Below are 13327 nucleotides of genomic sequence, written 5' to 3' on the forward strand. Positions count from 1 at the left end.
GCCCACGTCAGGCACCCCCGACAGGCGCAGGACCGACCGGTCGGGTGGCCGGTCGGCGAGAGAGGAAGCGATGACCGACCGGATTCAGCTGACCGGCCTGCGGGCCCGCGGCCGGCACGGGGTGTACGACTTCGAACGTGTCCAGGGGCAGGACTTCGTGGTCGACGCGATCCTCGAGTTGGACCTCGCCCCGGCCGCCGCCAGCGACGACGTCAGCGCCACCGTCCACTACGGCGAGTTGGCCGAACGCCTGGTCGCGGTGGTGACCGGTGAGCCGGTGAACCTGATCGAGACCCTCGCGGACCGGCTGCTCGCGGTCTGTCTGGCCGACGAGCGGGTCGGCACCGCCACGATCACGGTGCACAAGCCGGAGGCGCCGGTGCCGCACACCTTCACCGACGTGGCCGTCACCATGACCCGGGCGCGTGCCCGGTGACCCGGGCCGTGCTCTCGCTCGGCAGCAACCTGGGCGACCGGCTGGGCCATCTCCGGACGGCCGTCGCGACGCTCGGCGACGCTGTGCTGGTGCTCTCCGGCGTGTACGAGACTCCACCGTGGGGGGACGAGGACCAGCCCGCGTACCTCAACGCGGTGCTGCTGGCCCAGGACGACGCCGCCGCCCCGCGCGACTGGCTGGAGCGGGCCCGGGCCGCGGAGCGCGCGGCCGGCCGGGTCCGTGACCCACAGCGGCGGTTCGGGCCGCGCACCCTCGACGTGGACGTGATCGCGGTCTGGGGCGACGACGACGAGCCGGTGCTCAGCGACGACCCCGAGCTGACCCTGCCACACCCCCGGGCACACCTGCGCGCCTTCGTGCTGCGACCGTGGATCGACATCCAGCCGTACGGACGGCTGCCCGGTCACGGCTGGCTGACCGACCTGCTCACCGCCGGCCCCGCGGCGGAGGACGCGCTGGATCTGCGTCCCCGGCCGGAGTTGGCGTTAGAGTCGACGGCATGACCGAGCGGAGCCGGCCGGCATGACGCAGGCGAAGTCCCCACCACCGGGCGGGCCGGGCCCGGACCGGTCGCGGATGGGCCCCACCCGGATCTCCACCCTGGTCGTGGCCGCCCTGGCCGCGGCTGCGGTGGCCTGGCTGCTGATCAGCACCCTCTACTACAGCGGCATCCCCCGGCTGCCCTGGCTGCCGGTGGTGACACTGGCCGGGCTCGCCGTGCTGGAGGGGTACGCCGCAATCAACACCCGAGGTCGGATCGAGCGCAAGCCCGGCCGGGAGCCGGTCAACCCGCTGCTGGTGGCCCGGTTCGTGGTGCTGGCCAAGGCGTCGGCGCTGGCCGCGGCCATCTTCGCCGGCTTCTACGCCGGGCTCACCGGCTGGCTCTTCGTCGAGACCACTCAGGCTGCCGTGGAGGATCGGCCGGCCGCCGGAGGTGGCCTGCTCGCCTCGCTGGCGCTGGTCGGTGCCGCGCTCTGGCTGGAGCGCTCCTGCCGGGTGCCGGAGCGCCCGGACGACGAGCGCGACCCCGACCAGCGGGAGAGCCGCCCCGGCCAGCGCTGAGCAGAGGGGTTACGCCCGGCTCCGGGCGCGGGTACGGTGCCTGCGACCGGAGAGCAACGGCCGCCCCGGTCCGTCCGCGCGCCGGACCAGGGAGGGCCGGCCAGCGGGGAGGCGGCGTGATGACGTACGAAGAAACGGGCCGGGACCGGTCGGTGGAGCCCTCATCCGGGGTCCCCGCCACCGTTCTGGAGAACGTCTTCGACGACCCCACTCACGGTGAGCCCGGTCGGGACCGGGTGGGCGTGCACGTGGTCTGGGAGATCCTGCTGCTGGCCGCTCTCGCCGCCCTGGGCTGGCTGCTCTGGCGGGCCGACCCGGCGGCGCTGCGCGGCGCTGGCCTGCGCACGCTGCTGGTCGACGCGGTCGGGCTGGGGCTGCTCGCCCTCGCCGCCGGGCTGAGCCTGCGTACCGCCGCCCCGAACCTGGCGGTCGGGCCGATCGCGCTCGCCGCCGCACTGCACTACGCGGAGCAGGGCGACCAGGGCCTGCGCGACTCCCTCGGCCCGGCCATCGCGGTCGCCGCGCTGGGCGGGCTGGCGCTGGCGCTGGCCGTGGTGGTGCTGCACGTGCCGGGCTGGGCGGCCAGCCTGGCCGGCGCGGCCGGCGTGATGGTGTTCATCGAACGCCGGTCGGCGCCCGTGCTGGTGCAGGGCGACTACGACCCGGGGCGTACCGCCGGCTACCTCTTCGCCGGGTTCGCCGCAGTGGCGATCCTCGGCGGGCTGTTCGGGGGGATCCGGGCGATCCGTCGGCTGGTCGGCCGGAACCGGCCGGTCGCCGATCCGGCCCGTCGCCGGGGTGCGGTGGCCGCCGTGGTCACCGCGGTCGCCCTGGTCGGCTCCACGGTGCTGGCCGCGCTCGCCGGCGTGCTGCTCGCCGCCAACGGCCCCGGGTCGGTCACGCCCACCCCCGGGCTGGACTGGACCGTGCTGGCGATCGGGATGGCCCTGCTGGGCGGCACCAGCGCGTTCGGCCGCCGGGGCGGGGTGTTCGGGACCCTGCTGGCGGTTGGCCTGGTCACGACCTTCCAGGCGTACGCGCGGGCGCGCGACTGGACGGTGGACGTCTGGACGGTCGGCGGCGTGGCGATCGGCGTCGGGCTGCTGGTCACCCGGCTGGTCGAGACGTTCGGGCGGCCCCGGCCGGGCAGCACCGACAGGCCGGAGCCGCTCGGTGACGGCACGATCAGCACGGGCTGGAACGTGCCGCTGTCGCAGCCGGTCGACAACTGGCCCCCCACGCTGCCGACGCCGGCTGCGCCCCAACAGGCCGACCCGTGGCGGGACCCGCGCTGGGAGGACAGCCCGCGCCGGTGGGACGATGGCCGGTGAGCCGTGCCGCGTCCGCCGAGCCGGAGCTGATCTCGACGGTTAGGCTCGGCGGCATGACCGACACACCTGCCGCCACCCCCGGCGGATCCTCGTTCGAGGAGCTCGACGCGCTGTCCACCGAGGAGTTGCGGGAGCGGGCGTTCGCCCGGGCCCGGGAGCACCGCGACGTGGGGTTCTTCTGGTCGGTGCTGCGGCACCTGCCGAACGCGGACGAGGCGACGGTCCTGGACGGCGCGCCGAACTCGATCGGCCCGACCATCGACGAGGCCTCCGCGCTGTGGCGGGAGCTGACCGGTCATGGCTATGAGGAGTCGGCACCACTGCTGCGGGCCGCCTTCATCGACTACCTGCAGAAGCACTGAGCCGGTCGGGGCAGCCCAGGTCCGCCCGGCCGGCTGGCTCGGGCCCTGGGCGGATCATGGCACTCTTCCACCGCTCCGGCCCGGTCAGCCGCTACGGGACGGCCGCCGGCACCGGGGCGCTCGCCGTGCTGCTGCTGGTCGGCATCGGCGGCAGCCCGGCGTACACCGGGTGGGCCGGCACCCAGACCGACCCGGAGTCGGGCGTCGCCTACTACCTGCGAGTGCTCGCCTGGCCGGCCTGGCAGCTGGACGCGGACGGCCAGGCCGGCGGGTTGTTCGCCGCCGACCTGCGGGCCGTGCTGCTGGTGATCCTCGCGGTGGCCCTGCTGTACCTGCTGCCCGCCGCCCAGGTGGCCCGGGTGCCCGGTCCGGTCAGCCAGTTCTTCTCCGGCTGGGCCGCGTACGTGCTGGCCGGTGGGCTCGCCGCCGTGCTGGCGGCGCTGCTCGGCCCGGACCCGTCGCTGTTGGGGGCGTTGCAGGACGCCAGCGCCGGCGCCGGCTACGGCTTCCTCTCCGGCTGGATCATCGGCACTGCCAGCCTCGGCGGCCGGGCGTGACCCGACCGGCTGTGCTGGCCTGATCCGACCGGGGCGCTCGGACGGACACCGGCGGGGCCGCCCGTTCGAACGGTCGGGTCGGCGCCCGGTCAGCCCGTCGAGCGGCCGAGGTCGAGGAGACGCTGTCGGCTGAGCGCGCCCACCGGTCGGCCGTCGTCGGTCACCAGGAGCCGGTCCCGTCCCGAGGTGAGCAGCACCGCCAGCGCGTCGTACGCGGAGCCGTCCAGCGGCACGGTCGGCAGGTCCGCCGGGGCGTCGCCGGGCACCGGGTCCAGCGACTCCCGGTCGAGTGGGGTGACCGCCAACCGGCGGATGCCCCGGTCGGCACCGACGAACTCGCGCACGAACGGGGTGGCGGGCTCGCCGAGCAGGGCCGCCGGGGTGTCGTACTGCTCCAGGTGCCCACCCTCGGAGAGCACGGCGATCCGGTCGCCGAGCCGGACCGCCTCGTCGAGGTCGTGGGTGACCAGCACGATCGTCTTGCGGACCTCGGCCTGGAGGCGGAGGAACTCCTCCTGGAGGCGGGCCCGGACGATCGGGTCGACGGCCGAGAACGGCTCGTCCATCAGCAGCACCACCGGGTCGGCGGCGAGCGCGCGGGCCACCCCGACCCGCTGCCGCTGGCCACCCGACAGCTCGTGCGGGTAGCGGCGACCGAACTGGGCCGGGTCCAGCCCGACCAGGTTGAGCAGCTCCTCGACGCGGGCCCGGGTCCGGTCCCGCGACCAGCCGAGCAGCCCGGGAACGGTGGCCACGTTCGCCCGGACCGTCTGATGTGGAAAGAGCCCGACGTTCTGGATCACGTAGCCGATCCGACGGCGCAGCCGCACCGGGTCGACGTCGGTGACGTCCTCGTCACCGAGCATGATCCGGCCGGCGGTCGGTTCGATCAGTCGGTTGATCATGCGGAGCACGGTCGACTTGCCGCAGCCGGACGGTCCGATCAACACCACCAGCTCGCCGGCTTTGACCTCCAGGCTCAGCTCCCGGACGGCCTCGGTGCCGTTCGGGTAGCGCTTCTGGATGCCCTGCAGGGAGATCGACGCCGCGCGAGGGGACTCGGCCAGGCCGGCGGCCTCCGGGGTAACGTCCACGTATGTCCTTCCGCCTGAGCTACCGGGCCGACCCGGGTAACCCCTGGTTCTCCTGGCAGTACGTGCGGGACAACTCTGACACGATCCTCGCGGCGGTGCGTGAACACGCCTCCCTCACCGGGCGGGCGGTGCTGATCGCGGTGCTGATCGCCCTGCCGTTGTCCGTGGTCGCCTACTGGTTCCGCCCGCTGGCCGGTCCGATCCTCGGCATCACCGGTGTGATCTACACCATCCCGTCGCTGGCGCTGTTCGCGTTCATCGCGCCCTACCTGGGCACCGGCGCCACCACCGTGCTGGTCGGGTTGGTCCTGTACGCGCTGCTGCTGATCGTGCGCAACGTGGTGGCCGGGCTCAACCAGGTGCCGCCGGAGGTCCGCGAGGCCGCGGAGGGCATGGGCTACGGCCGGTGGGGGCGACTGTTCCGGATCGACCTGCCGCTGGCGATCCCGGGCATCCTGACCGGGCTGCGACTGGCCACCGTGTCGACGGTCGCGCTGGTCACCGTGGGGGTGCTGGTCGGGCACGGCGGGCTCGGGCAGTTGATCTTCGCGGGCTTCCAGAACAACCTCTACAAGGCCGAGATCATGACCGGCACGGTGCTCTGTGTGGCGCTCGCGGTGCTGCTGGATCTGCTGCTGGTCCTGGTGGCCCGGCTGGTCACCCCCTGGTCCGTCCGGGGCGCGCGGTGAGCGCCGCCGCGAACCCGGTGCACCAGGCGGTGCTCTGGCTCAACGACCCCCTGAACTGGACCAACCCCGGCGGCATCCTGGACCGGCTCGGCGAGCACCTGGCGATCTCGGCTGCGGCGGTGGCGCTCGGCTGTCTGGTGGCCTGGCCGCTCGGGCTCTGGCTGGGGCACACCGGGCGGGGCGGCGGCCTGGTGGTGCTGGTGTCCAACGCCACCCTGGCCATCCCGACCCTGGCGCTGTTGACCATCCTGCCGCTGACCTTCCTCGGCTTCGGCCGTACGCCGGTGGTGGTGGCCCTGGCCGTCTTCGCCGTACCGCCGCTGCTGGCCAACGCCTACACCGGCGTACGTCAGGCGGACCCGGAGGCCCGCGACGCGGCGCGCGGGATGGGCCTGTCGGGCGGGCAGTTGCTGCGTCGGGTGGAGTTGCCGCTCGCGGTGCCCTACCTGGCCGCCGGCTTCCGGACCGCCGCCGTGCAGGTGATCGCCACCACAGCGTTGGCCTCGTTCGTCAACGGCGGCGGTCTCGGCGAGATCATCCGCACCGGCTTCGGCCTGAGCATCGCGGCCGGCGGGGGTCAGATCGTGGCCGGCGGTGTACTGGTGGCCGGGCTCGCGCTTCTGGCCGAAGTGATCCTGGGCGGCGTCGAACGGCTGGTCACCCCCCGTCCGCTACGGCGCGGTCAGCAGCGCGCCGGGCGGCCCCGACCCGCCGACGCCACCGGCAGCGCCTGACCCACCCGGCCCGTTCGGCGGGCTACCCGTCCGGGTGAGCGGTCGCCGAGCCGGCGACCGGCGGCGGGCCGGCCGGTGACGATGCGGTGACGAAGCCCTCCCCAAGTTGTCGGTCGGTTGCGGACCATGTTGGGTGGATATTCGCGGGCGACCGACAGCCAGGATCGCCCGTCGGACACGCGGCCGGCCCGGGACGGGTCGCGCCGGGACACGGAAGGCGGGCACATGCGCGCAAAAACACGTCTGGCGATCGGCGCGATCGGCGTCATCGCCGCGGCAGGGCTTCTGACCGGGTGCGGTGACGCCGGCTCGTCCGGCACCGACGCGCCGCAGGCGGGTGCCTCCGGGGCCGGGTGCGCCCCGGTCGCTGGCCAGCAGCTCATCGCTCTGCAGGACGACAAGAACCTCCAGAACTCCGACAACGTCATTCCCGCGGTCAACAGCAAGGTGGCCAACCCGCAGCTGATCGCGGCGCTGGACAAGGTCTCCGCCGCGCTCGACACGCCGAAGCTGGTCCTGCTCAACAAGGCGGTCGACACCGATCGCAAGACCCCCAAGGTGGCAGCCGAGGAGTTCGCCACCGCGAACAACCTCACCGCGGGCATCGCCAAGGGGCCGGGCGGCGACATCGTCGTCGGCGCCGGCAACTTCAGCGAGAGCCAGACGTTGGCCGAGCTGTACCGGATCGCACTCACCGCCGCCGGCTACCAGGTCAAGGTTCAGCAGATCGGCAACCGGGAGCTCTACGAGCCGGCACTGGAGAAGGGCGAGATCCAGGTCGTCCCGGAGTACGCCGCGACCATGGCCGAGTTCCTCAACACCAAGGCCAACGGCGCCAACCCCCCGCCGGTCTCCTCGCCCGACATCAACAACACGGTGGCCGCGCTCAAGGCCGAAGGCGACAAGGCGGGCATCACCTTCGGTGCCCCGGCCGCCGCGCAGGACCAGAACGCCTTCGCGGTGACCCAGGCCTTCGCCGACAAGTACGGCGTGCGGACCCTCTCCGAGTTGGCCGCGAAGTGCTCCGGCAACGCGACCGTGCTGGGTGGCCCGCCGGAGTGCCAGCAGCGTCCGTTCTGCAAGCCGGGCCTGGAGAAGACGTACGGGCTGTCGGTGGGCTCGTTCTCCTCGCTGGACCAGGGCGGGCCGCTGACCAAGAACGGGCTGCGCACCGGTGCCATCAGCGTCGGCCTGATCTTCTCCTCGGACAGCGCCTTCGCCACCAGTTGAGCCACCGCGTGGCGTGCTGACGACGCCCCCGCCCCCACCCGGGGCGGGGGCGTCCGCGCGTTCCGGGGACCCGTTCCCTCAGGTGGGGATCGTCGGTAGGCTGCACAGCCATGCCAGCCCCGGTCACCCCCGACGCCCGGCGTCAATCGCCGCTGCTGACCATGCTCTTCTGGGCCGGTGTGGCCCTCGCCCCGGTGGCGGCGCTGATCCTGTTGGTCGCCGACGGCAACGGGCCGCTGCGCTTCGCGGCGGTGCTCGCCATCCTGGCGGTGGTGCTGATCGGCCTCTCCATCGCGCTGCGGACCGATGGGGAGGGTGCCTCGGCGCGGGCCGACGAGCTGCTGGACGAGATCGAGGAGCTTCGCCGGGAGTTGCGCACCGAGATCGTGGCTGCCGCTCAGCGCGGCAACCAGGCGCTCGACCAGGCGCAGCGGGCCCAGGAGGGGGTCGCCGCAGTCCGCCGCCGCCTCGACGCCAGCGGCGCCGCCCTCGCCGGTGCCACCCCCTCCGTTGACCCGGCGGGTGCCGGCCGGGCACGGGTGCCAGCCGCCGAGCCGGTGGACGCCGCTCCGGTCGCCCGCAGCCGGGTGCCGGTGCCCGGCGACGCCCCGGCCGGTCGGGGCCGGGTGCCAGGTCCGGAGGACGCCACCCCCCGGTGGAGCCGTCCCGAGCGCGCCGACGATGACGAGCCGGCGTACCCGCGGTCGGCCGCCGACGCCAGCGCCGAGCCGCCGGCCAGCGGCGGGCTGTACGGTGCCGAGCCGCCGACAGCCGGCGGGGTGTACGGCGCGCAGCGGCCAGCCGCCGCCGGCTACGGGTCGGCTCCTCGCCCTCGTGAGCAGGACCGCCCTGAGCCGGCGCACCGGCCGCACGGCGTGGTCCGGCACACCGAGACCGTGCACGTGACCACCCGGCACACCGTGGTGGACGGCGGTCCGGCCGAGCCGGGTGCGCCGTACGGCGGCGGATACGCCGGCCAGTGGACCCCGCCGGCACGGGAGTGGGCCCGGGGCGGCGGCGCGGAGGAGCCTTCCCGGCCGGCTGACCGCTCGTGGGGTGAGCCCGAGGAACGCCCCCGGTCCGGCTACGACGACCGTGCCCGCCCCGCCGACGATCGCCGCTCCGGCGACGACCGGCCCTGGGCCGCGCAGGCCGCGACCCGGGGTGAGCCCGGCTGGGGCGCCCGACCCGAGCGCGCGCCCGAGCGGCAGCACCCGGGTTCCTGGCCGAACCCCGACGACCACCACGACGACCGCGGCTGGTCGAAGCAGCGTGAGCCGGACCGGACGGCATCGCCGCAGCCCGGGCCGGCCCTGCGAGCGGACGACACCGGCGAGTACTGGTCGCAGCTGCGCACCGGTGACCGGTGGGCGGCCGTCCGCGACGACGAGCACGGCCGTGAGCTGCGGGTCGGTGAGCGCCGGGCCGAAATGCACGCGGACGCCACCGGCACCGAGTACCAGGTGGCCGACCGATGGGCCACCGTCCGCCACGAGGAGCCCCGCCGGTACGAGGACGCGCGCCGGTACGACGAGCCGCGTGGCTACGACGAGCGCGAGTCGTACCACCGGGACGAGCCGGCGCGCCGGCACGACCGCGACGGCGGCTGGCGGGCCGAACCGGAGGACCGGCCAGCGCTGCCGGTCGGCGGCGTGCCGGTGCCGGACGAGTGGCGCCCCCCGCGCCAGCGCGGCCACCAGGCGGAACCCGCACCCGAGCGGGCCGGCCGGCGCCGCGTCGAGGAGCAGTACGGCTACCCGCCGCAGGACGATGCGCCGCGCGCCGGCGGCGCCCCGCCCACCGACCGCTGGCGCTGACCCGGTCAGGTCACTTGTCGATGTCCCCGACCACGAAGAACATCGAGCCGAGGATGGCGATCAGGTCCGGCACCAGGCAGCCGGGGAGCAGGGTGGCCAGCGCCTGCACGTTGGCGTACGACGCGGTGCGCAGCTTCAGCCGCCACGGCGTCTTCTCGCCACGGGAGACCAGGTAGTAGCCGTTGATGCCGAGCGGGTTCTCGGTCCAGGCGTAGGTGTGCCCCTCCGGCGCCTTGAGCACCTTGGGCAACCGGGTGTTGATCGGCCCGGTCAGCTGATCCACCCGGTCCAGGCACTGCTCGGCGAGGTCCAGCGACGCGTACACCTGGTCGAGCAGCACCTCGAAGCGGGCGTGGCAGTCGCCGGCGGTCTTCGTCACCACCGGCACGTCCAGCTCGTCGTAGGCCAGGTAGGGATCGTCGCGCCGCAGGTCCAGGTCGAGCCCGGAGGCCCGGGCCACCGGCCCGGACGCGCCGAACGCGGCGGCGTCGGCGGCGGAGAGCACGCCCACCCCCACGGTCCGGGCCAGGAAGATGTCGTTGCGCCGGATCAGGTGGTCCAGGTCGGGCAACCGCCGGCGTACCTCGCCGATCGCCGCGCGGGCCCGTCCGGTCCAGCCGTACGGCACCTCTTCCTTGAGCCCGCCCACCCGGTTGAACATGTAGTGGATCCGGCCGCCGGAGACCTCCTCCATCACCGCCTGGATGGTCTCCCGTTCCCGGAAGGCGTAGAACATCGGCGTGATCGCGCCGATCTCCAGCGGGTAGGAGCCGAGGAACATCAGGTGGTTGAGCACCCTGTTCAGCTCGGCCAGCGCCATCCGCAGCCAGGTGGCCCGCTCCGGCACCTCCATGCCCATCAGCCGCTCCACCGCGAGCACCACACCCAGCTCGTTGGAGAACGCGGACAGCCAGTCGTGCCGGTTGGCCAGCACGATGATCTGCCGGTAGTCGCGCACCTCGAAGAGCTTCTCCGCGCCCCGGTGCATGTAGCCGACGATCGGTTCGCAGGCGACCACCCGCTCACCGTCGAGCACCAGCTTCAGCCGCAGCACGCCGTGCGTGGAGGGGTGCTGCGGGCCGATGTTCAGCACCATGTCGGTGCCGAGCTGCTCACCGCCGGTGTCGGCGACCAGGCCGGCCCCGGTGCCGACGGTCAGTTCACGGAGGTCCCCGGCGTCGGTGGTCATGCCCGTCATCGTGCCACGGCCGGCCCGAGCGGGATGCCGACCGGTTGCCGCAGCCACCAGTGCCCGCCGAGCCCGGCCGGGTCGGTCAGCTCGGCCACCGCCGACGCGGCGGCCAGTGCCCGCACGTACCCCGCCGGGTCGGTGCCGGCCAGGCTCAGCGGCGGTCGGCCGCCGTCGGCCCCGAGCGCCCGCAGCGCCTCCCGCTGCGAGACCAGGGAGTACGCACACCGGGCGACCGCTGCGCCAGCGGAGGCGACCGAGTCCATGGCCACGTGCGCGGTCACGTCAGCCGACCCGTCCGGCACCGGAGGCACCTGCCGCCCACTCCGATACCCGGTCAGCGTCCCGTCCACCGGCCGCCCGTCCCGCAGGTGCCCGTAGTCCACGGCCACGGCCATCCCTCGCTCGATCCTGCTTATCGCGTCCGCCCATGCTGCGTCTCTTGCCCGCCCGATCTCGGCTCGCGTGTGGTCGCTGTGGGGGGTTTCCGGGCAGCCCGGCCAGCTCCGGGCGGTCAGGCTTGATCCCTGCGCCGGCCGGGCTGCCCGGAAACCCGACTCGCTTCCGCTGGTTGCGGCAGTTCCGGCCGCCGCCGGATTCAGGTCACGGTCCGCACCAGGCAGGCTCGTGGGCCTTGGCCACCATGTCGTCAACCATTCGAGATCGTCAGGGCTGACGGGTTCACCAACCGTCTCCGCGCCACTGTTCGGGTCGACCAGCAGGTACTGCCAGCCATCCCTGGTGTGCACCGCCACGTCCAACGGAACGTTGTCCAACCACTCGGTTGCCAGCAGCACCCCGTTGATCCCAGCAGGAATCGCGGACACCCACTCGATCTCCTCAGGCAGGTGCTCGGGGCGAGGCGCCAGCTCAACCGCCGTGAACCGCACCCGTTCCGCCAGCGACGGACGGACGGCGCCCGACGACGGATCGTCGCGTGACGGCCGGGCGGCGGCCGTGGCGGTCAGGGTTTCCGGGGAGCCCGCCCGCGGAGGGATCAAGCCTGACCGCCCGGAGCGGGTGGGCTCCCCGGAAACCCCCACCGCGAGCCCGGCGGCGGTCTCGGATGCGGCGAACCCGGCGGCGTCTTCGGATGAGACGAGCCTGAGCAGGGTAAGGAGCAGCTCCCCTCGCCCAGCGCCGACGTCGACCACGGAGAGGCGGGAAGGGTGGCCGAGGGCCGTGTCCACCTCGGAGATCAGGCGCAGCAGTGCGCTGGCGAACGCCGGGGAGGCGTGCACGCTGGTCCGGAAGTGGTCGGCCGGCCCGGCGCCGGCCACGAAGAAGCCGCCCGGCCCGTAGAGCGCCCGGCTCATCGCGTCACGCCAGGGAATCGACATCAGTTCATTCCGTGTTCAGGGTGCGTCACCGTGCCGACCCTACGGTCACCGGGTATGAGACGACTCGTGATCCCCGCGCTGGCGGTCGTACAGCTGCTGCTGGCCGGTGCGCCCGCGACCGCCGCGCCGAGCCCCGCAGGGACCGACACTCCGCGCCCGGTCCGCGCGGTGGTCGAGACCCCCTCCCTCTTTGACGACGCGGCCGGCGGGGACGCCGACGCGGACGATCCGGCGATCTGGGTCAACCCGACCGACCGGGCCGGCAGCCTGGTCATCGCCACCGCGAAGAACGGCGGTCTGCGGGTGTACGACCTGCGGGCCCGCGAACGACAGGTGATCGCCACCCCGCCGGCACCCGGACCGGAGGACGAGGCTGGCCGGTTCAACAACGTCGACCTGGTCGGCGGGTTCCGGCTGGCCGGCCGGCGCGCGGACCTGGCCGTGGTCACCGACCGGGGGCGTGACCACCTGCGCTTCTACCGGATCGACCCGCGCACCCGGCTGCTGACCGACGTCACCGCGCCGGACGTGCCGTTCGCGTTCAACGCCGACCAGGCCGGGGTCAACGAGCAGCGCACCGCGTACGGGCTGGGCATGTACACCGACACCGACGGGAGCGTGTACGCCGTGGTGAGCCGGCGCAGCACCCCGGAGGTGGGGGTGTTCCGGCTGGTGGAGCGGGCCGGGAAGGTGAGCTACCGGCGGGTGGACCGGCTGACCCTGCCCAGCACGTTCACCCTGCCCGACGGCACCGCGTGGTCGCCGTGCACCGACCCGGGTGACGGCCCGCAGGTGGAGGGGACGGTGGTGGACCCGGACAGCGGGGTGGTGCACCTGGCCCAGGAGAAGGTCGGGCTGTGGCGGACCCGACTGGTTCACGGCCGGTTCGTGGGCGCACCGGTGTCGGTGGAGCGGGTCCGCGAGTACGGCGTGCCGGCGGCGTACGACGCCGAGGAGGAGGACTGCGTGACCGACTACGCGGCTGATCCCGGTTTCGGCGGCCGGATCGCCCAGGACGTGGAGGGGCTGACCATCTACCCCACCGGGCGTTCCACCGGCACCCTGCTCGTGTCCAGTCAGGGTGACGACACCTTCTACACCTACGACCGGCGCACCGATCGGCCGACGGGCCGGTTCGCGGTGGTCGACGGCCGGGTCGACGGGTCGCAGGAGTGTGACGGCGCGGCCGTGGTCTCCACCCCGTTGCCCGGTTACCCGGGTGGTCTGCTGGTGGTGCACGACGGCCGGAACACCCCGGAGACCCCGGGTGAGGACGGCGAGGCCCGTCCGGACACCGACTTCAAGTTCCTCGACGCCGGATTCCTCCGCCCCCGGCACTGACCGGCGGGGGGGGGGCCCGCCCCCCCCCGGGGGGGCCGCCGGCCCCCCCCCCCCCGGCGGGGGGGGGGGGTGCCCCCCCCGCGGGGGCCGGCGGGGTGGGGCGGGGGGGGCGAAGGTTGGGGCC

General features: G+C 74.1%; 14 protein-coding genes. 11 read left to right on the forward strand and 3 right to left on the reverse strand.

Annotated elements, in window-relative coordinates; genetic code table 11:
- The first annotated feature begins 70 nt into the window (after positions 1-70).
- The 6 genes from folB to ACFY29_RS34045 all read left to right on the forward strand — a co-directional run bounded on the left by folB (position 71) and on the right by ACFY29_RS34045 (position 3769).
- Complete coding sequence (folB, locus tag ACFY29_RS34020) at positions 71-436, forward strand: dihydroneopterin aldolase (protein WP_386992751.1); 366 nt, start codon at positions 71-73, stop codon at positions 434-436.
- Complete coding sequence (gene folK, locus ACFY29_RS34025) at positions 433-960, forward strand: 2-amino-4-hydroxy-6-hydroxymethyldihydropteridine diphosphokinase (protein ID WP_355601903.1); 528 nt, start codon at positions 433-435, stop codon at positions 958-960. The genes folB and folK overlap by 4 nt, the downstream gene beginning before the upstream one ends.
- A gap of 19 nt (positions 961-979) precedes the next feature.
- Positions 980-1519: a DUF3180 domain-containing protein gene (locus tag ACFY29_RS34030; protein ID WP_355601901.1), complete on the forward strand. Its 540-nt coding sequence runs from the start codon at positions 980-982 to the stop codon at positions 1517-1519.
- A gap of 119 nt (positions 1520-1638) precedes the next feature.
- Positions 1639-2850 carry an ABC transporter permease gene (locus ACFY29_RS34035; RefSeq protein ID WP_386992754.1) on the forward strand — a complete coding sequence of 404 codons (1212 nt, stop codon included), beginning with the start codon at positions 1639-1641 and terminating at the stop codon, positions 2848-2850.
- A 53-nt stretch (positions 2851-2903) separates the two neighbouring features.
- Positions 2904-3212, forward strand: a complete 309-nt coding sequence (locus ACFY29_RS34040; protein ID WP_328421218.1) for a hypothetical protein — start codon at positions 2904-2906, stop codon at positions 3210-3212.
- Positions 3213-3268: 56 nt separating this feature from the next.
- On the forward strand, positions 3269-3769 hold the full coding sequence (locus ACFY29_RS34045; RefSeq protein ID WP_386992756.1) for a hypothetical protein: 501 nt from the start codon (positions 3269-3271) through the stop codon (positions 3767-3769).
- An 89-nt stretch (positions 3770-3858) separates the two neighbouring features.
- Here the strand turns inward: ACFY29_RS34045 and ACFY29_RS34050 are convergent, their stop codons facing one another.
- Positions 3859-4863, reverse strand: coding sequence for an ABC transporter ATP-binding protein (locus ACFY29_RS34050; RefSeq protein ID WP_386992758.1), 1005 nt, complete (start codon positions 4861-4863; stop codon positions 3859-3861).
- A 2-nt stretch (positions 4864-4865) separates the two neighbouring features.
- Here ACFY29_RS34050 and ACFY29_RS34055 point away from each other — a divergent pair, with 2 nt between their 5' ends.
- The 4 genes from ACFY29_RS34055 (at position 4866) to ACFY29_RS34070 (ending at position 9333) form a co-directional block, all read left to right on the forward strand.
- Positions 4866-5552 (forward strand): ABC transporter permease, encoded by a 687-nt coding sequence (locus tag ACFY29_RS34055; RefSeq protein ID WP_328421212.1) that lies wholly within the window; start codon positions 4866-4868, stop codon positions 5550-5552.
- Positions 5549-6286, forward strand: coding sequence for an ABC transporter permease (locus ACFY29_RS34060; protein WP_355601894.1), 738 nt, complete (start codon positions 5549-5551; stop codon positions 6284-6286). The genes ACFY29_RS34055 and ACFY29_RS34060 overlap by 4 nt, the downstream gene beginning before the upstream one ends.
- Before the next feature lie 225 nt (positions 6287-6511).
- The gene (locus ACFY29_RS34065) at positions 6512-7516 is read left to right on the forward strand and encodes a glycine betaine ABC transporter substrate-binding protein (RefSeq protein WP_386992761.1); all 1005 of its coding nucleotides are present in this window, start codon (positions 6512-6514) and stop codon (positions 7514-7516) included.
- Between the two features lie 110 nt (positions 7517-7626).
- Entirely contained in the window at positions 7627-9333 is a 1707-nt protein-coding gene (locus ACFY29_RS34070) for a hypothetical protein (RefSeq protein WP_386992763.1), read from the forward strand.
- 10 nt (positions 9334-9343) lie between these two features.
- Here the strand turns inward: ACFY29_RS34070 and ACFY29_RS34075 are convergent, their stop codons facing one another.
- Positions 9344-10531: an NADH-quinone oxidoreductase subunit D gene (locus tag ACFY29_RS34075; RefSeq protein ID WP_328421204.1), complete on the reverse strand. Its 1188-nt coding sequence runs from the start codon at positions 10529-10531 to the stop codon at positions 9344-9346.
- Positions 10528-11862 (reverse strand): SAM-dependent methyltransferase, encoded by a 1335-nt coding sequence (locus ACFY29_RS34080; RefSeq protein ID WP_386992765.1) that lies wholly within the window; start codon positions 11860-11862, stop codon positions 10528-10530. Before ACFY29_RS34080 ends, ACFY29_RS34075 begins: the two co-directional genes overlap by 4 nt.
- Positions 11863-11916: 54 nt before the next feature.
- On the opposite strand from ACFY29_RS34080, the gene ACFY29_RS34085 reads away from it, so the two are divergent.
- On the forward strand, positions 11917-13203 hold the full coding sequence (locus ACFY29_RS34085) for a phytase (RefSeq protein WP_386992767.1): 1287 nt from the start codon (positions 11917-11919) through the stop codon (positions 13201-13203).
- Positions 13204-13327 lie beyond the last annotated feature (124 nt).

The sequence above is a fragment of the Micromonospora sp. NPDC000668 genome, from assembly GCF_042897975.1.
Taxonomy (GTDB): domain Bacteria; phylum Actinomycetota; class Actinomycetes; order Mycobacteriales; family Micromonosporaceae; genus Micromonospora.